Raw genomic sequence first — 24,789 nt, 5'->3', positions numbered from 1 at the left:
ATGTTCGGCTGTATGAATAAGCTTTCCCTGCTCGCAGCGACCCTGGCGTTGCTGACATGCAACAGCGCGATGGCCATGGGGCCGTTCGACATTTATGAGCAAGCGTTACGCAATGATCCAGTGTTCCTCGGCGCCATCAAGGAGCGCGATGCAGGCCTTGAAAACCGTGCCATCGGCCGCGCCGGGCTGCTGCCGAGACTGGGTTACAACTACAACAAGGGGCGTAACACCTCCAAGGTCACTCAAATTAATGAGGGGAGACCAGACTTCACCGAGGACCGCAACTACAGCAGTTACGGCTCGACCTTGACCCTGCAACAGCCGCTGCTGGACTACGAGGCCTACGCGGCGTACCGCAAAGGCGTGGCGCAATCGCTGTTCGCTGACGAAAATTTTCGTGGCAAGAGCCAGGAACTGCTGGTTCGCGTGCTGGAAAATTACACCAAGGCGCTGTTCGCTCAGGACCAGATCGACATCGCGCGGGCCAAGAAAAAAGCCTTCGAACAGCAGTTTCAGCAGAACGAGCAGATGTTCCGCCAAGGGGAGGGTACGCGCACCGATATCCTCGAAGCCGAGTCACGTTACGAGCTGGCGACCGCCGAGGAAATCGAGGCGCGCGATGAACAGGATGCGTCCTTGCGGGAGCTGGGCGCACTGATTGGCGTGCCAGCCATCGACATCGGCGACCTGACGCCGCTGGATCAGAACTTCCAGACGTTCACCCTGCAACCGGCCAATTACGACACCTGGCACGAGATGGCGGTGGCCAACAACCCGAACCTGGCCTCCCAGCGCCAGGCGGTGGAAGTGGCGCGTTACGAGGTCGAACGCAATCGCGCTGGCCACCTGCCAAAAGTCAGCGCTTACGCCTCGGTGCGCCAGAACGAATCGGAAAGCGGCAACACCTATAACCAGCGCTACGACACCAACACCATCGGTATCGAAGTCAATGTGCCGCTGTATGCCGGTGGCGGGGTCTCGGCCTCGACCCGCCAGGCCAGCCGCACCATGGAACAGGCCGAGTACGAGCTGGACGGCAAGACCCGGGAAACCTTGATTCAGCTGCGCCGCCAGTTCAGCGCCTGCTTGTCGGGGATCAACAAGTTACGGGCTTATCAGAAAGCGTTGACGTCGGCGGAAGCGCTGGTGGTCTCGACCAAACAAAGCATTTTGGGCGGTGAGCGGGTCAACCTCGATGCGCTGAACGCAGAACAACAACTGTTCACCACCCGCCGGGATCTGGCCCAGGCGCGTTACGACTATTTGATGGCCTGGACCAAGTTGCACTACTACGCGGGAACCTTGAACGAGCAAGACCTGGCCAAGGTGGATGAGGCCTTCGGCCAGGGCCCGAACATGGAAAATCGCACATCCCCGTAGGAGCTGCCGAAGGCTGCGATCTTTTGATCTTCCGGCGTCTTGCTGACGCTAAAAGATCGCAGCCTGCGGCAGCTCCTACAAAAAACAAAAAAAGCGAGAGTCATGAACATGGACGTACAGATCAAGCCGATGTCGGTCGGCACGCTATTGCTCTTGATTTCATCAGTACCAGGCCCAGCCCAGGCGCTTTACCTGGAAACCGGCAAACCCGGCGATCCCGCCAGTTGGCGCTCGGCAGAGTTCCAGCGCGATTGGGGGCTGGCGCGCATGCAGGCCGATCAAGCCTATGCCGCCGGCATCACCGGCAAGGGCGTGAAAATTGGCGCGCTGGATTCCGGTTTCGATTCCAGCCATCCCGAATTTGCCGCCGACCGTTATCACTCAGTGACCGCCAGTGGCAGCTATGTCGATGGCTCGGCGTTCAATGTCGACGGCACGCTCAACACCAACAACGACTCCCACGGCACCCACGTCACCGGCACCATGGGCGCTTCCCGGGATGGCAGCGGCATGCACGGCGTGGCGTACAACGCGCAAATCTACGTTGGCAACACAAACAAGAACGACAGCTTCCTGTTCGGCCCCAATCCGGACCCGCGCTATTTCAAAGCGGTCTATAACGCCCTGGCAGATGTCGGTGTACGCGCGATCAACAACAGCTGGGGCAGCCAGCCGCCGGATGTCAGCTACCGAACCCTCGACGACCTGCACGCCGCCTACGCCCAGCACTGGAACAAAGGCACCTGGCTCGATGCCGCCGCCGACGTTTCGCGCCGCGGCGTGATCAACGTGTTCAGTGCCGGCAACAGCGGTTACCCGAATGCCAGCGTGCGTTCAGCCTTGCCGTATTTCCAGCCGGACCTGGAAGGCCACTGGCTGGCGGTGTCGGGGCTGGATCAAAGCAATCAGCAGAAATACAACCAGTGCGGGATCGCCAAGTACTGGTGCATCACCACACCGGGCGCGAAGATCGACAGCACCATTCCCGGCGGCGGTTACGCGATCAAGTCCGGCACCTCCATGGCTGCGCCGCATGCCACCGGAGCACTGGCGCTGGTGATGGAACGCTATCCGTACATGAACAATCAGCAGGCGCTTGAGGTGCTGCTGACCACCGCGACCCAGCTCGACGGTTCGGTCACCGACGCACCGAGCACGCGCATCGGTTGGGGGGTGGCCAACCTTGAACGGGCGATGCGCGGGCCGGGGCAATTGCTCGGGGCGTTCGACGCCAATCTGGGGGCAGGGCAAAGCGATGTCTGGAGCAACGGCATTTCCGACAAGGCGCTGATTCAGCGTCAGGCCGAAGACGCCGCCGAACGCAGCGCCTGGCAACAGACGTTGAAGGACAAGGGCTGGGAGAACGGTGTCCCGGCTGGCGCCAGTCAGCAGGATCAGACCGATTACGCAGTGGGCACAGCTCGCGATTCCGCCGCCGCCAACCGAGTCTACGAAGGCAGCCTGATCAAGTCCGGTGCCGGGCGGTTGATGCTCACTGGCGACAACACTTATCGCGGCCCGACTACGGTCAACGGCGGGTTGCTGGCGGTGAACGGCTCGCTGACGTCGGCGGTCACCGTCAATGACAGTGGCACCCTCGGCGGTAACGGACGAATCGCTGCCTTGACCGCCAATCCCGGCGGCACCGTGGCGCCCGGTAATTCCATCGGTACGTTGCAAGTCAGCGGCGATGTGACGTTTGCGCCGGGTTCGACCTATGCCGTCGAACTGTCACCCACCAGCAGCGACCAGATTATTGCGGGCGGTACGGCCACGATCAGCGGCGCCACCGTGAGCCTGTCGCTGGAAAACAGCCCGACCTTGCTCAGCACCCAACAAGTGCAAAGCCTGCTGGGCAATCAGTACAACATCCTGCAAGCGGCGGGCGGTATTCAAGGCCAGTTCGGCGCGGTGCTGCCTAACTACCTGTTCATCGGCGGCAGCCTTGATTACGCCGCCACCGGCATTCAGCTGAGCGTTGAACGCAACGCCACAACCTTCGCCAGCGTCGGGCAAACCCCAAATCAGCGTTCTGTCGCCGCCGCAGTGGAAGGGCTTGGCGCGGGTAACGCCGTCTACGAAAGCCTGCTGCTGTCGCCCACCGCAAGTTCGGCGCAACAGGCGTTCCAGCAGTTGTCGGGAGAAATTTACCCGGCGCTGGGCTCGGTACTGATCAACGACAGCCGTTATCTGCGGGATGCGGTCGGTGAGCGTCTCAACGACGCCAACAGTTCCCGAAGCAACGGCTGGATCAAAGCGTTGGGCGCTTGGGGCAAGACCGATGACAGCCACGACACCGCCGGCTACACCACCTCGATTGGCGGTTTGCTGGCGGGTGTCGATGGTGCGGTGGATGACCAAACCCGTGTGGGCCTGGTCGCCGGTTATAGCGACAGCTCGGTCAGCATGGGCTCCGGAACTCATTCATCAGCGCAGGTCGACAGTTATCACCTGGGCGCCTATGCCGGCCACGAAATGGGCGCCTGGCGTCTGAGTGCCGGCGGCGCCTACAGCTGGCATCGGGCCGACGTCAAACGTGACCTGCAATACGGCGACGTCAGCGCCAAACAGAAAGCCAAAGTCGATGCCGGGACCACCCAGGTGTTTGGCGAAGCGGCCTATCGCTTGAACCTGCAAACACTGGCTTTGGAGCCGTTCGCCAACCTGGCTTACGTACACCTCGACACTGAGGGCTTCACCGAAAAAGGTGACGCCGCAGCGCTCAAAAGCAGCGGCGACCGGCGTGACGCGGTACTCAGCACCTTGGGCATGCGAGCTCTGAAAACCCTGAGGCTGTCCGGTCAGCAACAGCTGGACCTGAGCGGCAGCCTTGGCTGGCAGCACAACCTGAGCAACACCGATTCCGAGGAACACCTGGCGTTTGCCAGCGGTGGCACTCCGTTCGTGGTGGAAAGCTCGCCACTGGTTCGCGATGCGGCGCTGGTGGGCGCCCATGCCAGCCTGGCCTTGAGCCGAGATGTTCGGCTGAACCTCGATTACACCGGCCAACTGGCCAGCCGCGAGAAAAGCCACGGCGTCGGGCTGAGTCTCAATTGGCAGTTTTAACGGCGGCGAAGGGATTGCCCTCATGCCTAGTCAAGGTGCGCAAACCTGTGGGAGCGAGCCTGCTCGCGATGACGGCGGAACATTCAGCATCAATATTGACTGACCCGACGCTATCGCGAGCAGGCTCGCTCCCACAGGTTCCGAGCCTTGACTGACAGGAATTGGGTGGGCCTTGAGGCACAAGGATTTTGGCAACATAACTAAGGATGGTCGCTGGATGAGAGCTGAAAACAACAATTCGCCCGCTCGGTCGGGCAGCACGTTTACTACTTTAAAAACCCTCAATCGCGCCTTGCTCTGCGCATTGGCCACCCTGGGCACCGCACACGCGGCGCCCTACGTGGAAAACGGCCGGACAGGCGATCCCGATAGCTGGCGCAGCACGGAGTTCAACGCCGACTGGGGCCTGGGTGCGATCAATGCTCAGGAGGCCTACGCCGCCGGTTACACCGGCAAAGGCGTGAAACTGGGGATCTTCGACCAACCGGTTTACGCCTTGCACCCGGAATTTTCCGGGGCCAATAAGGTGATCACGCTGGTCACCAGCGGCATCCGCGAATACACCGACCCGTACATTCCGGTCAAAGCCGGGGACGCCTTTCTGTATGACGGTTCGCCCTCGGTGGGCTCCAACGGCAAACTCGGCGCCCACGGCACTCACGTCGGCGGGATCGCCGCGGGCAGTCGCGATGGCGGGCCGATGCACGGCGTCGCCTTTGGTGCGCAAATCATCAGCGCCGACAACGGTGACCCGGGCCCGGAAGACGGCATCATTCGCGGCAACGACGGCGCGGTGTACAAGGCCGGTTGGGATGCCCTGATCGCCAGCGGCGCGCGGATCATCAACAACAGCTGGGGCATCGGTATCACTGATCGCTTCGACCTGGGTGGTCGGGACCCGGCGTACCCGCACTTCACCGTGCAGGACGCACAACTGCAATTCAACGAGATCCAGACTTTGCTGGGGACCAAACCCGGCGGTGCCTACGACGGCGCCATCGCGGCGGCCCGCAGTGGCATCGTGACGATCTTCGCCGCCGGCAACGACTACAACCTCAACAACCCGGACGCCATCGCCGGCCTCGGTTACTTCGTCCCGGAGATCGCGCCGAACTGGATGACCGTCGCCGCGTTGCAGAGGAATCCGGACACCAGCAGCTCCGATCCTTATAACATCAGCACCTTCTCGTCGCGCTGCGGCTACACCGCGAGCTTCTGCGTGTCGGCGCCGGGCAGCCGGATCTACAGCTCGATCATCAGCGGCACCAATGCCGACAACCTGACCACCGGCTACGCCAATTACAACGGCACCTCCATGGCGGCGCCGCACGTTGCAGGCTCGGTGGCGGTGTTGATGGAACGCTTCCCGTACATGACCGGCGCGCAAGTCGCCAGTGTGCTGCGCACCACCGCCACCGACCTCGGCGCACCCGGCGTCGACTCGCTGTACGGCTGGGGCATGATCAACCTGCGCAAAGGCATCGATGGCCCGGCGATGTTCGTGACCGAGCAGGACATTCCCGAGGAATTTCGCATCGAAGGCGCCTACGGCTCCAGCCAGTTTGTCGCGGACTTGCCAGGTATCGGCGCGATCATCGACGCCGGCAAACCCACCGAGCGCGTGTGCAATGACGTGCACTGCGGGCTCGACGTCTGGCGCAACGACATTTCCGGTCATGGCGGCCTGACCAAGCAGGGCATCGGCACGCTGGTGCTGACCGGCGCCAACACCTACGCCGGCCCGACCCTGGTCAATCAGGGCCGGTTGGCGATCAACGGTTCACTGCTTTCAGCCGTCACCGTCAATGACAGCGGGATCCTCGGCGGTAACGGCAGCATTGCGGCGCTGACCGCGAAAAGCGGCGGTACCGTGGCGCCCGGCAACTCCATCGGCACCTTGCAAGTGGCGGGCGACGTGACCTTCGAGCCTGGTTCGACCTACGCGGTAGAACTGTCGCCCACCAGCAGCGACCAGATCATTGCCGGCGGCAAGGCGATCATCGAGGGCGCAACCGTCAGCCTGTCCCTGGAAAACAGCCCGACATTGCTGACCACCGGCGAAGCGAAAACCCTGCTCGGTAATCAGTACAACATTCTGCAAGCGGCCGGTGGGATCGAAGGGCGCTTCGGTGCGGTGGTGCCGGACTACCTGTTCCTCGGCGGCACCCTCGACTATGCGGCTAACGGCATTCAACTGGCTGTGGTGCGCAACGCGACGTCCTTCACCAGCGTGGGCCAAACCCCGAACCAACGCGCCGTGGCCGCTGCCGCCGAACAATTGGGCGCAGGCAATCCGCTCTACGAAACCCTGCTGCTGTCGCCGACCGCCGCTGTCGCGCAACAAGCGTTCCAGCAACTCTCCGGTGAGATTCATCCGGCAATCGGCACGCTGCTGATCAACGACAGCCGTTACCTGCGAGATGCAGTCGGCGAGCGTCTGCGCGAACACGATCTGTTCGACGCGGCGGCACCCACCGATGATCGCAGCAATGCCTGGCTCAAAGTGCTCGGCGCCTGGGGCAAGAGCGATGGCGGGCATGACAACGCCAGTTCCAACAGCTCCATTGGCGGGTTGCTGGCCGGTGTCGATGGCCTGATCACTGAAGATACGCGGCTGGGTTTCGTCACCGGTTATAGCGACAGTTCATTGAGCATGGGCGATGGCACACATTCGTCGGCCTCGGTCGACAGCTACCACTTGGGTGCCTACCTGGGCCATGAAATCGACGCGCTGCGCCTGAGCGTCGGTGGCGCCTACAGCTGGCATCGCATCGACGTCAAACGTGACCTGCAATTTAACGGCGTCAGCGGCAAGCAGAAATCCAAACGCGATGCGACCTCCGCGCAACTGTTCACCGAAGCGGCGTATCGCCTGGACCTGCAACCGATCGCTCTGGAGCCGTTCGTTAACTTGGCTTACGTGCATTTGAACACTGAAAGCTTCAGCGAAAAAGGTGATGCCGCAGCACTCAAGGGCGGTGAAAACAACCGCGACGTGGTGCTTTCGACCCTTGGCCTGCGGGCGAGCAAAGCCATTGCATTGTCCGACCAGCAACAGCTGGAACTGTCCGGCACGCTCGGTTGGCAGCACAACCTGAGCAACACCCGTTCCGAAGACCACCTGGCCTTCGTCAACGGCAACACCGTGTTCAGCGTGCAAAGCGTGTCCATGGACCGTGATGCCGCAGTGGTCGGTGTCCGTGCCGGCTTGGCGCTGGGCCGCGATACCCGTTTGAACCTGGATTACAACGGGCTGCTCGGCTCCCGGGAAAAAGACCACGGTGTGGGCCTGACCCTGGACTGGCAGTTCTGATTTGACGCTAAGGAAGCAAGAAGATGGGACTGTTTGATTACAAAAATGCCGGCAGTGAGGCCGGCAAGGCGCTGTACTCCGACGCGATCGCTTTGACGCTCTATGCGTACACGCCGACCGGCCAGCCACTGCCGGCGACCGCTTGGGCGCCGATTGGCGCGGCCGCGTTGGGCTATCAGGGCAACGTCGGCGCTCAAGGCACCTTCTATGGCGAGAAGGACGGCTTCACCAGCGCCGAAGCCGAAGTGCTCGGTAAATACGACGGGGCAGGGAAGCTGATCGGCATCGGTATCGCCTTCCGTGGCACCGGTGGCCTGGGCTACAGCGACACTTTCGGCGACATGAAAAACAATCTGTTGGCCGCGGTCGGCCCGGTGGATTACGCGACGAACTACGCGAAAAACGCCTTCGACACTTTGCTCAAGGACGTCGCCGCGTTTGCCATCGCCCATGGCCTGAGTGCCAAGGACGTATTGGTCAGCGGGCATAGCCTCGGCGGATTAGGGGTCAACAGCCTGGCGGAGTTGAGCGGGAACAATTGGGGCGGTTTCTTCAAGGACGCCAACTACATTGCCTTCGCCTCGCCGACCCAAAGCGCCACCGGCAACAACGTGCTGAACATCGGCTACGAGAATGATCCGGTGTTTCGAGTGCTCGACGGCACCACCTTCAGCAGTGGCTCGCTGGGCAAGCACGACGGTCATCAGGATTCGGCGACCAACAACATCGTCAACTTCAATGACCAATATGCCTCCACCGCGCAGAACCTGGTGCCGTTCAGCATCCTCAACCCGCTGAACTGGTCGGCCCACGGTTCGTTGGGCTATGCCGATGGCTTGAACCGGGTGATCGACTCGCGCTTCTACGACCTCACCGACAAGGACTCGACGCTGATCGTGTCCAACCTGTCGGAATCGTCTCGAGGCAGCACCTGGGTCGAGGACCTGGGCCGTAGCGGCGAGCCCCACACCGGCAGCACGTTCATTATCGGCACCGACAGCAATGACTTGCTCAAGGGCGGCGCGGGCAATGACTTCATCGAAGGCCGTGATGGTAACGACCGGTTCCGCGATGACGGTGGCTACAACCTGCTGCTGGGTGGCAAGGGCAGCAACACCTTCGAGCTGCAGAAGCCGTTGCAGAACTTCAGCTTTGCCAATGACGGCGACGGCACGCTGTATGTGCGCGATGCCTACGGCGGCATCAGCATGACCCGCGACATCGGCGCGCTAGTGAGCAAGGAATCGGGTTCGTGGTGGGGCAGCAAGGACATCACCTACAACGTCACCGCCAATGGCTTGCTCAATGGCACGGAACTGACCCATTACAACCACTCGCTCAACGGCGACGCCTACGGCAACACGCTGATGGCCAGTGTCGACGGTGACTGGCTGTTCGGCAACGCCGGCGACGACCTGCTGCGCAGCGACAAGAGCCACGTGACCTTCGTCGCTGGTACAGGCAATGACGTGATGCATGCCTCGGGGAGCGGCAACAACACCTTCCTGTTCAGCGGCGCCTTCGGCTTCGATGCGATCAATGGCTACCAGGGCAGCGACAAACTGGTGTTCATGGGCGTCCAGGGCGCGGGGCAGGGCTATGACTACACCCAACACGCGACCCAGGCCGGCAACGACACTGTGCTCAAGATTGGCGATTACGCCGTAACGCTGGTGGGCGTGGGTCTGGATAATCTCTCGGCTTCGGGAATTACGTTTGCGTAAAGGCTGCATGCACTAGAGGCTCCGGGGCGCCTCGTCAGTGAGGCGTCCTGGTTGTGAGCTATCTCTGACAATTCCAACAAAGAGAGAGGCAATACCAATGGGTGTGTATGACTACAAAAACTTCGGCACAGCAGACTCCAAGGCGTTGTTCAGCGACGCCATGGCGATCACGCTGTATTCCTATCACAACCTCGACAACGGTTTTGCCACTGGTTACCAGCAAAACGGCTTCGGCCTGGGCTTGCCGGCAACCCTGGTTACCGCACTGATTGGCGGCACCGATTCCCAAGGCGTTATTCCCGGCATTCCCTGGAACCCCGATTCGGAGAAGGCTGCTCTCGAAGCTGTGCAAAAAGCCGGATGGACGCCGATCACCGCCGCGCAATTGGGCTATGACGGCAAGACCGATGCTCGCGGAACCTTCTTCGGCGAGAAGGCCGGTTACACCAGCGCTCAAGTCGAGATCCTCGGCAAGTACGACGCCCAAGGCCATCTCACCGAAATCGGCATCGCTTTTCGCGGCACCAGCGGCCCGCGAGAAATCCAGATCGGCGACTCCATCGGTGACGTGATCAACGATTTGCTGGCGGCCTTGGGTCCCAAGGATTATGCGAAAAACTATGTGGGCGAAGCCTTCGGCAATCTGCTCGGCGACGTTGCAGCATTTGCCCAGGCCAATGGGCTGTCGGGCAAGGACGTGCTGGTCAGCGGCCATAGTCTCGGTGGCCTGGCGGTCAACAGCCTGGCGGACTTGAGCAGTGAAAAATGGTCCGGGTTCTACCAGGATTCCAACTACATCGCCTACGCATCGCCGACCCAAAGCAGCAGCGACAAAGTGCTGAACATCGGTTATGAAAACGACCCGGTATTCCGCGCCCTCGATGGCTCGTCGTTCAACCTGTCCTCGGTTGGCGTGCACGATGCCGCCAAGGATTCGACGACCGATAACATCGTCAGCTTCAACGACCACTACGCCTCGACGGCGTGGAACGTGCTGCCGTATTCCATCCTCAACATCCCCACCTGGATTTCACACTTGCCCACCGGTTACGGCGACGGCATGATCCGGGTGCTGGAGTCGCAGTTCTACGACCTGACCAGCAAAGATTCGACCATCATCGTCGCCAACCTCTCGGACCCGGCGCGCAGCAACACGTGGGTCCAGGACTTGAACCGCAACGCCGAAACCCATAAAGGCAGCACCTTCATCATCGGCAGCGACGGCAATGACCTGATCCAGGGCGGCAAGGGCAGCGACTACCTGGAGGGCCGCGACGGCAACGACACCTTCCGTGATGGCGGCGGCTACAACATCCTGTTGGGCGGCAAGGGCAGCAACGTGCTGGACCTGCAGCAGTCGGTGAAGAACTTCACCTTCGCCAATGACGGTGCCGGCAACCTGTACGTGCGCGACGCCAATGGCGGCATCAGCATCACTCGCGACATCGGCAGTATCGTCACCAAGGAGCCGGGTTTTCTCTGGGGGGTGTTCAAGGATGACGTGACCCACAGCGTCACCGCCAATGGCCTTGCGGTTGGCAGCAACCTGACCCAATACACTTCAAGCGTGAAGGGCACGACCGGCGCCGACACCCTCAACGCACACACAACGGGCGACTGGTTGTTTGGCCTCGATGGCAACGACCATTTGATTGGCAGCACCGGCAATGACGTGTTTGTCGGCGGGACGGGTAATGACCTGATGGAGTCGGGTGGCGGCGTCGATACGTTCCTGTTCAGCGGTGCGTTTGGCCAGGACCGGGTGGTGGGCTATCAAGCCAACGACAAACTGGTGTTCTTCGGGGTTCAGGGCGTTGCGCCGAACGACGATTATCGGGCCCATGCCACGGCGGTGGGGCAGGATACGCTGCTGACATTTGGCAGTGATTCGGTGACTTTGGTGGGTGTCGGGCTGGACAGTTTGGCCAGTGGGGGGATTGTGATCGCCTGAGGGTGATGCGGCGCCGGTAAAGGCCTCTTCGCGAGCAAGCCCGCTCCCACATTTTGATCGCAGGCGTACCCATATTGGGTGCTCACTGAAGATCGAATGTGGGAGCGGGCTTGCTCGCGAAGAACGATAACGCGGTAATCCTGTCTACCTACGTGACTCGTTGGGCACTCCTTGGCTCCAATACCTGCACCAACAGGAACCTGGCACTAAACCATCAGCCCATCCACGCGTTATCCCTATGACGCCGGTGCTGCATGCCGCCATTGAGTACAGGAGATTTTGCAACGTGAGTAACAGCAAGAGGTACACCTTCGGTTTGGCGCTGGCCTTGTTATCGGCAACCGCCGCCGCAGAACTGCCTCAAAGCTCGATTCTGACCCGTTACGGGGTCACCTCCGATCAACTGCCAAAACCGGCCGCGATCGAAACCACCAAACCCACCACGCCCGTCGAAGGAAAAAGCCGCTTTCAGGTCCAGCCGGAACAGCCCTGGGTGACGTTGCGCCTGGGCGACCGCAAACAACCGGAGAAGACCGGCAATATCAGCATCGATCGTTCGATGCAGCAGGAACGGGAGCGTTGCCAGCGGATGCAGGAACGACTGATGCTGAAAGGAGGGCAGTCCTTTTCCTGCGACAACAGTATTCCGGGAATTCACTGAGCATAACGGGTGTCTTTGAGAACAATGCTGTTCACTTAAGAGCGTCTTGAGTCAGAGAAACCTGTGGCGAGGGAGCTTGCTCCCGCTTGAGTGCGTAGCACTCACAAAAATCGGCAATGGTTGTCAGATCTTTGGGGCCGCTACGCAGCCCAACGCGAGCAAGCTCGCTCGCCACATACTGCAGGGCAGATCAATAACCCTGCGCACGATCGATCTCACCGAGCATCGGCTCCCCCCGTTGATGTCGGCGAATGTTCTCCAGCAACACCCCAAAGGCACTTTCTGGCTGGGTCATCGCCGCGATGTGCGGTGTCAGCAGAATCTGCGGGTGGTGCCAGAACGGATGATCCACCGGTGCCGGTTCCTGCTGCAGCACATCAAGGACCGCGCCGCTCAAATGCCCGCTGTCCAATGCCTCAAGCAAATCATCCTCAACCAAATGCCCGCCACGGCCCATGTTGATCAGCGCTGCGCCACGGGGCAGTTGTTCAAACAACCTGCGATCAAGAATGCCCTGGGTCTGTTCGGTCAACGGCAATACACACAACAGAATGTCGCACTGGCTGAGGAACGCTGGCAGCTGCTGGTTGCCGGCATAGCAATCGACTCCCGGAATTTGATGGGCACTGCGCGCCCAGCCTGACAAGGCAAAGCCCAGCGGTTGCAAGGTCGCCAGAATCTGCTGCGCCTGAGCGCCAAGCCCCATGACGCCGACCCGACGCCTGGCGGCCGGTTGCAGCAAGTGCGCTTGCCAGCAGCGGGCCATTTGTTGCTGGCGATAGCGCAACATGTCCCGGTGCAGGCTGAGCACGGCAAAACTGGCGTATTCGCACATGCCACGGGTGATGCCGGGGTCCAGCAGGCGCACCACTGGCAAGCTCGTCGGCAGGCGATTGAGGTCGAGTTGATCGACGCCGGCGGACAAGGCAAACAGCACTTGCAGATTGGGCAGCACAACCTCGAGATCGTCGGGTGCCTGCCACGCGGCCAGGTATTGAATGTCCTTCGGGTCGCCGATGTCCGGCCACGCGCGCCATTCGATATCCGGGGCGTGTTCGGCGAACAGCGCTTGCCACTGTTCGCCGCGCACAGGGTCAGCTTTATACAGCAGGGCCATGGGCATTTCCTGATAGGTGAAGGTGCTGCCCATCATCGCGCAACGCCAGCGCAGGATCTGTCGAAAGCAGCAGGTTTAACGCGTTGCGTAACGTTGTATCGGCCACGCACCGGCAGATTCGGCCGGCTAAAGGAATCTGCCGTTTGGCGGGGTGAAAACAGTCGATCCGAACTTCTCAGGGGGCAAGTTCGGCGTAGTTCGTTTCGCGCAAGCCTTAACCTGAACACCATCGCAACCACTTCCCGGTTGCCGGACTCACGATGGGAAATGCCATGAATAGCAAAGTCGACGAAACCCCTCATTTGCTCCGTCAGCGCGATCAATTCGTGCCACGTGGCCTGGTTACCGCGCATCCGTTGGTGATCGATCGGGCCCAAGGTTCAGAGTTGTGGGACGTGGACGGCAAGCGCTACCTGGACTTTGTCGGCGGTATCGGTGTGCTGAACATCGGTCACAACCACCCAAAGGTGGTCGCGGCGGTGCAGGCGCAGTTGCAAAAAATCTCCCACGCCTGTTTCCAGGTGGTGGCCTACAAGCCTTATCTCGACCTGGCTCAGCGCCTGTGCGAAATGATCGGCGGCCAGGAATCCTATAAAGCCGCGTTCTTCACCTCCGGCGCCGAAGCCGTGGAAAACGCGGTGAAAATCGCCCGCGCCCACACCAACCGCTCGGCGGTAATCGCCTTTCGCGGCGGGTTCCACGGCCGGACCTTGCTCGGCACCACGCTGACCGGCATGAGCCAGCCCTATAAGCAGAACTTCGGGCCGTTTGCACCGGAGGTCTTCCACACTCCGTATCCGAATGCTTATCGCGGCGTGACTAGCGACATGGCGCTCAAGGCGCTGGACGAATTGTTGGCCACCCAAGTGGCGCCCGAGCGGGTCGCGGCAATCATCATCGAACCGGTGCAGGGCGATGGCGGTTTCCTCTCGGCACCGACAGAGTTTCTCCAGGCCCTGCGTGCCCTGACTGAAAAACACGGCATCGTGCTGATCCTTGATGAAATCCAGACCGGTTTCGGTCGCACCGGCAAATGGTTCGGCTTCCAGCACGCGGGCATTCAGCCGGACCTGGTCACTGTCGCCAAAAGCCTGGCCGGTGGTTTGCCGCTGTCCGGTGTGGTCGGCAAGGCCGAGATCATGGACGCGCCGTTACCCGGCGGCCTCGGTGGCACTTACGGCGGTAACGCGCTGTCGTGCGCGGCGGCGCTGGCGGTGATCGAGGCTTATGAACAAGAGCAGTTGCTGGCCCGCGGTGATGCTTTGGGCGAACGTCTGCGTCAGGGCTTGTTGAGCTTGCAGGCTCGTTACCCGCGCATCGGCGACGTGCGCGGCAGCGGCTTCATGCTGGCGATCGAGCTGATCAAGGATGACGACGCGCGCACCCCTGATGCCGACCTGAACCAACGGCTGATCGACGAAGCCCGGGCCGGTGGCCTGCTGGTGATCAAGTGCGGCGTGTACCGCAACGTGCTGCGCTTCCTCGCGCCGCTGGTGACCACCGAAGCGCAGGTCGACGAAGCGCTGCAGATTCTCGACGCGGCGCTGGCACGAGTCTTGAACTGAGCTCACGCCTGCTCCGGGCGGTGCCACTTGGCATCGCCCGTGAGCACTTATGGAGCATGGATTGATGGAATGCATCATCGGAGGCTTTACACACCATGGGGCTGACTGATTATCGAGCGTTGTTGATCGATTGCGATGAGGTCCTGGTGGATCGCGATTCCGGGGTCTGGACGGCGTTGCAGCCGCTGCTCGACAGCCGTGGCGGCCACCCGGACAAAACACAGGTGCTGGCCGAGTTCAGCGAGGTGGTGCATGCGCTGTACCCGCGCTTCGGCGAACTGGGTTTCAGCGGTTTGCTGTGTTTCGCGCACCGTCAGTTGGCCGAGCGCTGGGGGCTGAAAGCCAGTTGGGAGGAGGGCATGAGCTTTGCCCGCTCGGTGGCGGGTTGGTCGTTGTTCGAAGACGCACCCGGCGCCATGCTGTACCTGCGCAAGTTCTATCGCCTGTTGGTGCATGGCGATCGTGATGCCGAGGATCGTGGCCTGCTGTGTGAACGCCTGGGGATCATGCCCGACGATTTTATTTCACTGGCCAGTGATCCCCTGCGGGATCACGATTGGCTGGCGGCCAATGAGCTGGACGCCAAAACCATCCTCCAGGTGACCCGGCCTTCCGCCCGGCAGCAGGGCGCGGGCGCTGTCTGTCTGATCTGTCGCGGCCGGGGCAAACACCCGACGCCGTGCGCTGCGGATTACTGCATCAACAGCATGGCGGATCTGGTGGCTCAGCATCAGCTGTCTTTACGGCGCTGATTTTGCTAGAAGATTGTCTTACAAACGGCAGTCAAGAGGTACGCAATGGAAGGTTTAGTAAAACTGGACCGGATCGACATCAGCATCTTGGTTGAGCTGCAAAAGGATGGGCGCATGACCAACGTCAGCCTGGCCGATGCCGTGGGCCTGTCGGCCAGCCCCTGCCTGCAACGGGTCAAACGGCTTGAGTCGGCCGGGTATATCTCCAGCTACAAGGCTCACCTGAACCTGGCCAAGATCACCGATTCGGTCACAGTGTTCACCGAAATCACCTTGAGCGACCACAAGCGCGAAGACTTCGCCAAGTTCGAGTCCAATATCCGTCTGGTCGATGAAGTGCTCGAATGCCACCTGATCAGTGGCGGCTACGATTATCTGGTGCGCTTCATGACCCGTAGCATTCAGCATTATCAGGAAGTGATCGAAAGCCTGCTGGACAAGAACATCGGCATCTCCAAGTACTTCAGCTACATCGTCATCAAGTCACCCGTGCTCAAGGACGGCGTGCCGCTGCGCAAATTACTGCGTCACTGAAACTGACTCGGCCATTCCCTTGCAGCCTGCCGCAATCCCTGTGGGAGCGAGCCTGCTCGCGATGACGGCGGTACATTCACATCAGTGTTGACTGACACGCCGCTATCGCGAGCAGGCTCGCTCCCACAGGGGCTGCGGTGTTCAATTCCTTTACTGATTGGCATTAGGGCTTGCCCGCGATGGCGGCGTCACATTCAACACATTCGTTGACTGACATTCCGCAATCGCGAGCAAGCCCGCTCCCACAGGTTCCTCACCTGACTGACATTGTGCATGCACCCCGATTGGACATCGGCCGCGCCAAACCCCTCTACGCGCGTCATGCTGGCGCAGGCCGCATAAATAGCTGTTTACGCCACGAAAACAGTCTTCGTTTGCGTTATGAGCGATGAATTCGGCGCAAAGCACAAAATAGCCTGCGTTGTAATGCGTTCAGAGAGAGGGGCAGATCGTTGCGGGGCTGCGACGATCCGTTGAACAACACCAATCGGAGCGCAAAAAAATGCGAATGAGCCACGCAAAAAAAGCACTGTTGGGTTACGGCGTCTTCATGCTGGCAAGCAGCAGCGAAGCGCATCAAATCTGGTACGAGCAGCCACCGGGGCAACCCCTGGCGTTGTACTACGGGGAATATGACAAGAACATGCTGGAAGTCACACCGGGCGGGATGGACCGGTTTCGGCAACTCAAGGGCTGGTCGATCAGCAACAAGTCTCAACCGTTGAGCCTGACCTTGCAGCGCCAGGCATTTGCCGTGACGCATCAATCCAAGGTGGATGACTCGCTGCTGGCCGAGGACGCGCATTACCCGATCTTCGACCTTCACGACGGCGATAAAACCCAAAAGGCTTACTGGACGCCCGCCACCCGTTGGGTCGGTGACTTGCGCGCCCGCACGCCGGAACTGACGCTGGATATCGTGCCCACCGGTGTCGCCGATGCCGGCAAGGCGCAGTTCCAGGTGTTCTATGCGCACAAGCCCTTGGCCGATCACGACGTGGTGCTGGAAACCGGTTCCGGCGAAGTGTTTACCCGGCGCACCGATGCGACCGGCAAGGTCAGTTTCGAGCTGCCTTGGCAGGGCATCTATGTGGTGGCCGTCGAATACAAGGACCACACCGCCGGCGAGCGCATCAATCCCCAGGGCCAGGCCGAACCCTTTGACGTGAAGAGCTTCAGTTCGACGTTGTCGTTCTATCGAAAGGAAGGTCAGGTACCTTTGCCGCGGGCGCCGTCGCAGCTGCCGGCATCGGAAGTTGCCAAGCTGAAGAAACAGGGCTGAGCCAGCGGTAGTCCACTGACCACGACATGAGTGACTGATATGACCTTATCCACAAGCGTGGCAGGGCAGGCGGGAAGTGTTTCCCCTGCGCTTGCCTCCAGCGCTGCAAAAACCAACACCCGGATGCTCGCCATCGATGCCCTGCGCGGCTTCGTCATGCTCTGCATGCTCGTCGACCATGTGCGGGAAACCTTTTTGCTGCACCGCCAGGTGACCGACCCGATCGACGCCTTGAGCGTGACCCCGGACCTGTTCTTCACCCGATTGCTGAGCACCATCTGCGCCCCGGTGTTCATCTTCCTCACCGGTTTGTCGGCCTGGCTCTACAGCCAGAAACACACGGCCAATGAGACTTCAGTGTTCCTGCTCAAACGCGGGCTGTTTCTGGTGCTTCTGGAACTCACGTTCGTCTGCTTTGCCTGGAACGCCGAGTTCCCGCCCAAGACGTTGTGGCTGCAAGTGATCTGGTGCATCGGCATCTGCATGATCGTGCTCGCCGGGTTGCTGCACTTCAAGCGCGGTTGGTTGATCGTGCTCGGGGTGGCGATTGTCGCCGGGCACAACCTGCTCGACGGCGTGACTATTGGGCCGGAGTCGCCGTTCTACGTGCCGTGGTCGATCCTGCATCAGCGGGTGTTCATCGACATCACCGAGTTCACCCGGGCTCGCACCACGTATCCGGTGTTGCCGTGGATCGGGGTGATTCTGCTGGGCTGGGCCATCGGGCCGTGGTTTGGCAAGGACATGGAACCAGCCGAGCGGATTTCCCGTTTGCTGAAAGTCGGCGTTGGCCTGCTGGTGGCGTTCGTATTCATCCGTTACCTGAACGTCTACGGCGAGAAGCCTTGGATGCAGACCGGTGATTCCCTGCGCACGTTCATGAGCTTCATGAGCGCGAAGAAATACCCGCCGTCGCTGATGTTTCTGATGCCGACCCTCGGCCTGGGGCTGATCCTTTTGGCGTTGTTCGAGAAGGCCCAGGATCGCTGGTCCACCGCGACTCTGGCGATCTACGGCGGTGCGCCAATGTTCTTCTATTTGCTGCACCTGTACGTGCTCAAGGCCATGTACCTGGTGTCCGTTGCGATCTGGGGCGCCAATCAGGGCACCTATTATGGTTTCGATAACCTGCCCATGGTCTGGCTGTGGAGCGTGATCCTCGGGGTGTTGCTGTTCTTCCCGACGCGCTGGTTCGCCAACCTAAAACAGCGCCGTCGCGACATCGCGATTCTCAAATACCTCTGATTTACAGACGCTGATTCCCAGAGAAGTTCTGAGGCTCTGAAAAATAAAAGCAGCGCAACCGGCTGATGGCAGTCAGTTAAGGACTGAATATCGCAGTGCTGCGGGGGGCATGGCTGACTGCAAGTTTTGCGGTGTTTTTCAGGCCTCATCGCGAGCAGGCTCGCTCCCACATTGAATCGGCGTCGTTCACGAATAATGTGTTCACAGCAGATCCCCTGTGGGAGCGAGCCTGCTCGCGATAGCGTAGGTTCAGCCAACAATAATGCTGAATGCTCTCTCCCACAGGTTGCACTGCGTCAAATCGGTCAGCGTTATTTAACGGCATACACCTTGCGCACATACCGCGCACTGCTCCAGGCGCACGGTGCGCCTTGCGGTACGAACACGGTGTCACCGGGGTTGACGGTTACGCTGGTTCCATCCGGTGCCTGCAAGGTCACGCTGCCTTCGATCAAGTGCATCAGCTCATTGAGTTTATGCGCTCGGCCATGGCGGGTGTACGGCGTCGAATCCCAGACACCGACGCGCAGATCAGTGGCGTCATCTTCGAAGGCATTGCGGGATCGGCACTGCGGTGTAGGTCCGATCAGTATTTGCGGTTCCGGTGCCGCCGAAGGTGACAGCATCGCCAACGGGTCGAGGGCTGTCAGCCCCGGCGTCGGTTCGGCAGTGGGGATGCTGACGGCGCAGAAGGCCCAGCAAGTATCGGGTTGTGCCTGAAGCTTGAGTGCCGTACCGCGACCGATCACAGCGCTGGCACCGATCCCCAGTTCCAGCGTCTGTTCCCGGGATTGCAGCACGACATGCCCGGCGTGGACCACGATCACTTCGGTGTGCGGAAAGTCATCGATATCGACGGTTTTACTGGTGTGAACAATGCCCGCCGATGCGCCGTCGGGCCCGGTGTAGGCGACCTGACGACTGTCCATGAACGGATCGATGGAGCTCAAGGGGGCTGCTTTGAAAGGCGTAGAAATACGGCTGCCGTCGGCGCGAGCCAACAGCAGAACGGTAGGTTGAGACATACGGGTGACGCTCCCTGCAAATGGGGGATAGAAGGTGTTGGATGGCGCTTGCTTCATCGCGCGCCGGGGTCAACCAATGGCTTGGGTGACGAGGGCAAATTGGCGGACGCCGTTGACCGCTTGCGGCGGTGTGCCGAGTGCCATTTGTGCCACCGTGTCGACCTGCTTGAGGCCGGCCAGCTCCAGCCATTCGCCCAAGACACTGTCCGCCGGAATGTCGATCCGCACGAAGGCATCCGGCACCTGGGCCAACAACACGGCGATCAGGTGTTTGGCCTGCTCAGGAGTCTCGGCGATGACCGGGCCGAGGCAACGACCACGACCGAAAGGGCGCAGCAAGGCGAAGGCACGCAATTGACCGTCGCGCTCAATGCCCACCGAATGCTCGACCACCTCGAACAGATCCGTAAGCACCGCTTGGCGGTCCAGCCCGCTGCCGGCGTTGGCCAGTTCCAGTTGACGTGCCTGATCAGCCGCGCGCAGTGGACGACATTCTTCACCGTCCGCCAGTGCTTCCAGCGCGGGTGCTTGCGCCTGGCCTTGATGCTGCTGAACCCGGCCGAATTCGACAAAACCCTGGCTGGCGTAAAGCGGTGCGCCGGCGAGGGTGGCATTGAGCATCGGCATGCATGACTGGCAAGCCTCCATCGCGTATTCCATCAATCGACGACCAATCCCCTTGCCCTGATAGTCGTCACTGACGATCACCAGGCCGATGGTCGCGAACTTGCCTTGCGGGCAGGTGAATGCGCTGCCGATCAGTCGCTCACCATCGAGCACCACAAAGCCTTCGCTGACCCGCTGCAACATCGCCCAGTCTTCCTGGCGATGGGGCCACTTCAACTGCACGGACAAGGCATGGGCCGAAGGAATATCGGCGGCGGTCATCGGCCGATAGACATAAGTGGAAGGTTGCGAGGCGGACATGGCGAGTCTCCGTTTTCAGTGTGCGCGATCAACCGGTTTTCCGGCGCTAGGGTGCCTGTATCCCATCTGCGTGAAGGCCTGACAAGGGGGCCTGGAAGATTCGGCAGATTCCTCACGTCGCAGGCCTGCAGACCACACTTACTACTTAATTGCCCCATAAGGTCGGCAGCAAATGCTTGGGCTTTTTTTCTACGATGGAAGCCTGAGTTCACGCCTCGCCGTCCCTTTTTGGAGTGCTCCATGGATAGCTTCGATCCTCGCCTTATCGCTGTGCGCAGTGCTCACTTTATTGCCGGTCAATACCGCGATGCCCAACCGGGACTGGAGGTGGTTCGTCCTTCGGACGGCCAGGCCTATGCCCAGTTGCCGATCGCCGATGCCGACCTGGTGGATGAGGCGGTCAATGATACCTGGCAGGCTTTTAATCGCAGCGACTGGGCCAGTCGTCCACCCCGGGAACGGGCGCGTGTCATGCGCCGCTGGGCCGATCTGATCGAAGCCGATGCCGCCGTCCTGGCACCGTTGGAAGCGATGGGGTCGACCCGCCCGCATAAAGATGTGATCGCTTGGGATATTCCTTATGTCGCCGAGGGCATTCGCTTCTTTGCCGAACTGGCGGACAAGCACGGCGGCCATGTCGCGGCCACCCAGACTGATCGATTGGGCATGCAGATCGCCGAACCGTACGGCGTGATTGCCGCCATTGCGCCGTGGAATTTCCCGTTGAGCATGGCCTCCTGGAAAGTCGCTCCGGCACTGGCCGCCGGTAATGCCGTGGTGCTCAAGCCGTCGGAGCTGACGCCGTTCTCCAGCCTGCGCTTCGCCGAGCTGGCGGTGCAGGCGGGTATTCCAGCAGGGATTTTCAATGTGGTGCAGGGTGATGGCCGCGTCACCGGCGATGCCTTGTGCCGTCATCCTCGGGTGGGCAAGGTGACCTTCACCGGCTCCACGGCGACCGGGTCGAGCATCATGTCTACCTGCGCGCTGGTGGGGCCGAAACCGGTGACGCTGGAGCTGGGCGGCAAGAGCCCGCAACTGGTGTTCGCCGACGTGCCGGACATCGCGAAAACCGCGCGCACCGTGGCACTGGCAATTACCGGTAACGCCGGGCAGGTGTGCGTGTCCGGTTCGCGGCTGTTGATTGAACGCTCGATCATGGAACCGTTCATTGCGCACTTGCAGGCGTATTTCGAAGAGCTGCGCCCGGGGCCGACCTGGTCTTCCGAGAGCACACTGTCGCCGATCATTTCCCGGCTGCAGGCCAGCCGCATTGATGGCATCGTCCAGCGCTCGCGTCAGGCCGGGGCCGAGGTGTTGACTGGCGGTGGGTTGTTCGAAGGGCTGGGCGGGGCTTATTACCGACCGACCTTGCTGGCTGGTCTGGACAACCACAACCCGGCGGTTTGCGAAGAGATCTTCGGCCCGGTGCTGACGGTGCAGGCGTTCGATGATGAAGAGCAGGCGTTGAGCCTGGCCGCACACGCCACCTACGGCCTGGCGGCGGGGGTGCACACCGCTGACATCAATCGTGCGTTGCGGCTGGTCCGGCGCCTGGAGGCGGGGACGGTGTGGGTCAACCGTTACGGACGCAGCAACGACTACATCCTGCCGACCGGCGGCTACAAACGCTCCGGCATCGGCAAGGACCTGGGGCGCGAAGCGTTCGAAGCCAACTTGCGCTTCAAGAGCGTGCTGATCGATATCGTGCAGTAGCGCCCACTGATTGTCCCCTGTGGGAGCGAGCCTGCTCGCGAAGAGGGAGGGTCAGTCGACATTAATTTTGCCTGACACTCCGCTATCGCGAGCAGGCTCGCTCCCACAGGTTCCATATAACCTCCGGATCTTCAACACTCTTTAATCAGCACCCAAACGGGCGCTTCCTGACGGATGCGCCCGTTTTCGTTCCGCCCGGCGCAGGTTCTGCCGTGAATGCGGGCGTTTTTGAGCCTCGCGCGGCCATCAAGGTCCATAAAAGCGCACAAATACGGGGTTTGCCCAAGGCTGGAGCGAGCCGCAAAGTCTGCTGAGGGGGATGGCTAAAACGGTGGTTTGTATCAAGCAGAGGTCGCTTTTAACGCCATCTGCTGGTTTCACGGTGTTGTAATGACGGTGTGCTGCAGCGTTGCATCGCCGCTCCCGAAACGCAGCGAATGCCTGTCGCGCCATGACCTCAACGAACTTCAGGACCGCACTCAATGAGCTTTCTTCGCCCCAAATTCATTACGTTCGACTGCTACGGTACGCTGACCAATTTCCACATGGGCACGATGACTCGCGAACTGTTCGCCGATCGCGTGGTACCCGAGCAGATGGATCAGTTCGTCAAGGATTTCTCCGCCTATCGTCTGGATCAAGTGATGGGTGACTGGATGCCATATGACGAAATCCTCAAGACCTCACTGGCGCGAGTCTGTAAGCGTTGGGGCATCGAGTACCGTGACGAAGGTCAGCTGTATTACGACGCCGTACCGACCTGGGGCCCACACCCGGACGTGCCGGCCGGCCTGTCGAAAATTGCTGACAAGATTCCTCTGGTGATTTTCTCCAACGCCAGCGACAGCCAGATCATGTCCAACGTCGACAAGCTCGGCGCGCCGTTTCACAAAGTCTTCACCGCCGAACAGGCCCAGGCCTACAAGCCGCGTCTGGCCGCATTCGAGTTCATGCTCGACAACCTCAACTGCGGCCCGGAAGACATCTTGCATGTGTCTTCGAGTTTCCGTTACGACCTGATGCCGGCCCACGACATGAAGATCAAGAACAAGGCCTTTGTCGCCCGCGGTCACGAGGTTCCGGGCAATGCGTTCTACGGCTACCAGCAGATCACCGACATCGGTGGGCTGGCGGCGCTGGTCGGTCTCTGAGTCGAACGGTAACGGCATTCTTCATTTGGCATAGGCGGGTTAGACATGGGCAGTGAATCCTACTGGCTCGACACCGCACCGGCGTTTACCGGTGCTCAGCTCGGTGCATTGCCCGGGCAGGTTGACGTGGCCATCGTCGGTGGTGGTTTCACCGGCCTGGCGGCGGCGCGGGCATTGGCGCTGAAGGGCGCCAGTGTGGTGGTGCTGGAAGCCGGAAGGGTGATCGGCGAAGCCTCCGGGCGCAACGGCGGCCAGTGCAATACCGGCGTTGCCCAGGACTACGCCGGGCTGAGCGCCAGCCTCGGTGCCGACAAGGCCCGCGCTTATTACCAGGCCTATGAAAGCGCGGTGCAGAGCGTGGTGTCGCTGGTGGAGCAGGAGCAGATCGCCTGCGACCTCAAGCGCAACGGCAAGCTCAAGCTGGCGGCCAAACCGATGCACTACGAAGGCCTGGCGCGCACCTGCGAATTGATTAGCCAGGAAGTCGATGCCGAGGTCGAGTTGCTGACCGCCGAACAGACCCGCGCTGAAGTGAATTCCGCTCAGTTCCACGGCGGCTTGCTGCAGCGCAACGGCGTGCAGATGCACGTTGGGCGTTTCGGCGTCGGGCTGGCCGAGGCCGCTGCACGTCACGGTGCGCTGATCCATCAAGGGACGCCGGTGACGGATTGGAAAGCCCAGGTCGGCGGCTATCGGGTCAATACCAGCAAGGGTTCGCTGCACGCCGGGCAAGTATTGCTGGCGACCGGCGCCTGCCAGCACGGCGGTTTGGGTTGGTATCGGCGGCGGATCGTACCGGTCGGCAGTTTCGTGATCGTCACCGAGGTGCTGCCACAGGTCCTGATCGATCAGCTGCTGCCCGGTCGGCGTGCCTATGTCACCAGCCGCATGATTGGTAACTACTTTCGCCTGACCCCGGACAACCGCTTGCTGTTCGGCGGGCGTGCGCGGTTTGCGATGTCCGACAGCGTGTCCGACGCCAAGAGCGGCAAGGTGCTGCAAGCGGCGATGGTGCAGATGTTCCCGCAGTTGGCCAACGTCAAGATCGATTACTGCTGGGGCGGACTGGTGGACATGACCTCCGACCGCTTGCCTCGCGCCGGTCAGCACGGCGGGGTTTATCACTCCATGGGCTACAGCGGCCATGGGGTGCAGATGTCGGTGCACATGGGCCAGGTCATGGCCGAGGTGATGGCTGGCAAGGTCGAGGCCAACCCCTGGCGCGAACTCGACTGGCCGGCGATTCCCGGGCATTTCGGCAAGCCGTGGTTCCTGCCGTTCGTGGGCGCTTATTACCGCTTCCAGGACTATTTGCATTGAGTTGATGTTGTGGCGTCACCGTCGTTTGCGTTTCCAGGACGCCCCGGATATCCGTGGGCACTC

General features: G+C 60.9%; 17 protein-coding genes. 14 read left to right on the top strand and 3 right to left on the bottom strand.

The features are described 5' to 3' along the window. The 6 genes from BK662_RS19940 (at position 1) to BK662_RS19915 (ending at position 12,095) form a co-directional block, all read left to right on the top strand. Positions 1-1,380 (top strand): TolC family outer membrane protein, encoded by a 1,380-nt coding sequence (locus BK662_RS19940; RefSeq protein WP_123359481.1) that lies wholly within the window; start codon positions 1-3, stop codon positions 1,378-1,380. A gap of 108 nt (positions 1,381-1,488) precedes the next feature. After that, a complete protein-coding gene (gene eprS / locus BK662_RS19935) occupies positions 1,489-4,446 on the top strand; it encodes an autotransporter serine peptidase EprS (protein WP_123359925.1) in 2,958 nt (985 codons plus the stop codon). 217 nt (positions 4,447-4,663) lie between these two features. Next, a complete protein-coding gene (locus BK662_RS19930) occupies positions 4,664-7,759 on the top strand; it encodes an autotransporter serine protease (protein WP_123359480.1) in 3,096 nt (1,031 codons plus the stop codon). A gap of 23 nt (positions 7,760-7,782) precedes the next feature. Then, on the top strand, positions 7,783-9,483 hold the full coding sequence (locus tag BK662_RS19925) for a polyurethane esterase (protein ID WP_123359479.1): 1,701 nt from the start codon (positions 7,783-7,785) through the stop codon (positions 9,481-9,483). A gap of 97 nt (positions 9,484-9,580) precedes the next feature. Further along, positions 9,581-11,434, top strand: a complete 1,854-nt coding sequence (locus BK662_RS19920; RefSeq protein WP_123359478.1) for a polyurethane esterase — start codon at positions 9,581-9,583, stop codon at positions 11,432-11,434. Positions 11,435-11,720: 286 nt separating this feature from the next. Continuing rightward, complete coding sequence (locus BK662_RS19915) at positions 11,721-12,095, top strand: hypothetical protein (protein WP_123359477.1); 375 nt, start codon at positions 11,721-11,723, stop codon at positions 12,093-12,095. 190 nt (positions 12,096-12,285) lie between these two features. Here the strand turns inward: BK662_RS19915 and BK662_RS19910 are convergent, their stop codons facing one another. Continuing rightward, positions 12,286-13,212, bottom strand: coding sequence for a 2-hydroxyacid dehydrogenase (locus BK662_RS19910; protein ID WP_123359924.1), 927 nt, complete (start codon positions 13,210-13,212; stop codon positions 12,286-12,288). A 272-nt stretch (positions 13,213-13,484) separates the two neighbouring features. Here BK662_RS19910 and gabT point away from each other — a divergent pair, with 272 nt between their 5' ends. The 5 genes from gabT (at position 13,485) to BK662_RS19880 (ending at position 18,590) form a co-directional block, all read left to right on the top strand. Next, positions 13,485-14,777, top strand: coding sequence for a 4-aminobutyrate--2-oxoglutarate transaminase (gene gabT, locus BK662_RS19905; RefSeq protein ID WP_123359476.1), 1,293 nt, complete (start codon positions 13,485-13,487; stop codon positions 14,775-14,777). 95 nt (positions 14,778-14,872) lie between these two features. Further along, the gene (locus BK662_RS19900; RefSeq protein WP_123359475.1) at positions 14,873-15,529 is read left to right on the top strand and encodes an HAD family hydrolase; all 657 of its coding nucleotides are present in this window, start codon (positions 14,873-14,875) and stop codon (positions 15,527-15,529) included. Between the two features lie 45 nt (positions 15,530-15,574). Further along, complete coding sequence (locus BK662_RS19895; protein ID WP_008055821.1) at positions 15,575-16,063, top strand: Lrp/AsnC family transcriptional regulator; 489 nt, start codon at positions 15,575-15,577, stop codon at positions 16,061-16,063. 508 nt (positions 16,064-16,571) lie between these two features. Beyond that, positions 16,572-17,345: a DUF4198 domain-containing protein gene (locus tag BK662_RS19885; protein WP_259695943.1), complete on the top strand. Its 774-nt coding sequence runs from the start codon at positions 16,572-16,574 to the stop codon at positions 17,343-17,345. Positions 17,346-17,384: 39 nt separating this feature from the next. Continuing rightward, positions 17,385-18,590, top strand: coding sequence for an acetyltransferase domain-containing protein (locus BK662_RS19880; RefSeq protein ID WP_123359473.1), 1,206 nt, complete (start codon positions 17,385-17,387; stop codon positions 18,588-18,590). A 311-nt stretch (positions 18,591-18,901) separates the two neighbouring features. Here BK662_RS19880 and BK662_RS19870 read toward each other — a convergent pair whose 3' ends face one another. Next, positions 18,902-19,615, bottom strand: a complete 714-nt coding sequence (locus tag BK662_RS19870; protein WP_123359471.1) for a cupin domain-containing protein — start codon at positions 19,613-19,615, stop codon at positions 18,902-18,904. A gap of 69 nt (positions 19,616-19,684) precedes the next feature. Then, entirely contained in the window at positions 19,685-20,542 is an 858-nt protein-coding gene (locus BK662_RS19865; protein WP_123359470.1) for a GNAT family N-acetyltransferase, read from the bottom strand. A gap of 240 nt (positions 20,543-20,782) precedes the next feature. On the opposite strand from BK662_RS19865, the gene BK662_RS19860 reads away from it, so the two are divergent. The 3 genes from BK662_RS19860 to BK662_RS19850 all read left to right on the top strand — a co-directional run bounded on the left by BK662_RS19860 (position 20,783) and on the right by BK662_RS19850 (position 24,726). Further along, a complete protein-coding gene (locus BK662_RS19860) occupies positions 20,783-22,255 on the top strand; it encodes an aldehyde dehydrogenase family protein (protein ID WP_123359469.1) in 1,473 nt (490 codons plus the stop codon). 482 nt (positions 22,256-22,737) lie between these two features. Continuing rightward, positions 22,738-23,406, top strand: a complete 669-nt coding sequence (locus tag BK662_RS19855; protein WP_123359468.1) for a haloacid dehalogenase type II — start codon at positions 22,738-22,740, stop codon at positions 23,404-23,406. A 45-nt stretch (positions 23,407-23,451) separates the two neighbouring features. Beyond that, positions 23,452-24,726, top strand: coding sequence for an NAD(P)/FAD-dependent oxidoreductase (locus tag BK662_RS19850; RefSeq protein WP_123359467.1), 1,275 nt, complete (start codon positions 23,452-23,454; stop codon positions 24,724-24,726). The last annotated feature ends 63 nt before the right edge of the window (positions 24,727-24,789 follow it).

This window comes from Pseudomonas frederiksbergensis (genome assembly GCF_003732275.1).
GTDB classification, from domain to species: domain Bacteria; phylum Pseudomonadota; class Gammaproteobacteria; order Pseudomonadales; family Pseudomonadaceae; genus Aquipseudomonas; species Aquipseudomonas frederiksbergensis_H.
Note: the sequence above shows the minus strand (reverse complement) of the source record. Positions and strands in the feature narration are given on the sequence as shown.

Coding starts and splice junctions, on each gene's coding strand:
- BK662_RS19870 (WP_123359471.1), bottom strand. CDS start 19,615: ATGTCTCAACCTACCGTTCTGCTGTTGGCTCGCGCCGACGGCAGCCGT.
- BK662_RS19930 (WP_123359480.1), top strand. CDS start 4,664: ATGAGAGCTGAAAACAACAATTCGCCCGCTCGGTCGGGCAGCACGTTT.
- BK662_RS19855 (WP_123359468.1), top strand. CDS start 22,738: ATGAGCTTTCTTCGCCCCAAATTCATTACGTTCGACTGCTACGGTACG.
- BK662_RS19880 (WP_123359473.1), top strand. CDS start 17,385: ATGACCTTATCCACAAGCGTGGCAGGGCAGGCGGGAAGTGTTTCCCCT.
- gabT (WP_123359476.1), top strand. CDS start 13,485: ATGAATAGCAAAGTCGACGAAACCCCTCATTTGCTCCGTCAGCGCGAT.
- eprS (WP_123359925.1), top strand. CDS start 1,489: ATGGACGTACAGATCAAGCCGATGTCGGTCGGCACGCTATTGCTCTTG.
- BK662_RS19920 (WP_123359478.1), top strand. CDS start 9,581: ATGGGTGTGTATGACTACAAAAACTTCGGCACAGCAGACTCCAAGGCG.
- BK662_RS19910 (WP_123359924.1), bottom strand. CDS start 13,212: ATGGCCCTGCTGTATAAAGCTGACCCTGTGCGCGGCGAACAGTGGCAA.
- BK662_RS19860 (WP_123359469.1), top strand. CDS start 20,783: ATGGATAGCTTCGATCCTCGCCTTATCGCTGTGCGCAGTGCTCACTTT.
- BK662_RS19900 (WP_123359475.1), top strand. CDS start 14,873: ATGGGGCTGACTGATTATCGAGCGTTGTTGATCGATTGCGATGAGGTC.
- BK662_RS19865 (WP_123359470.1), bottom strand. CDS start 20,542: ATGTCCGCCTCGCAACCTTCCACTTATGTCTATCGGCCGATGACCGCC.
- BK662_RS19850 (WP_123359467.1), top strand. CDS start 23,452: ATGGGCAGTGAATCCTACTGGCTCGACACCGCACCGGCGTTTACCGGT.
- BK662_RS19895 (WP_008055821.1), top strand. CDS start 15,575: ATGGAAGGTTTAGTAAAACTGGACCGGATCGACATCAGCATCTTGGTT.
- BK662_RS19885 (WP_259695943.1), top strand. CDS start 16,572: ATGAGCCACGCAAAAAAAGCACTGTTGGGTTACGGCGTCTTCATGCTG.
- BK662_RS19940 (WP_123359481.1), top strand. CDS start 1: ATGTTCGGCTGTATGAATAAGCTTTCCCTGCTCGCAGCGACCCTGGCG.
- BK662_RS19925 (WP_123359479.1), top strand. CDS start 7,783: ATGGGACTGTTTGATTACAAAAATGCCGGCAGTGAGGCCGGCAAGGCG.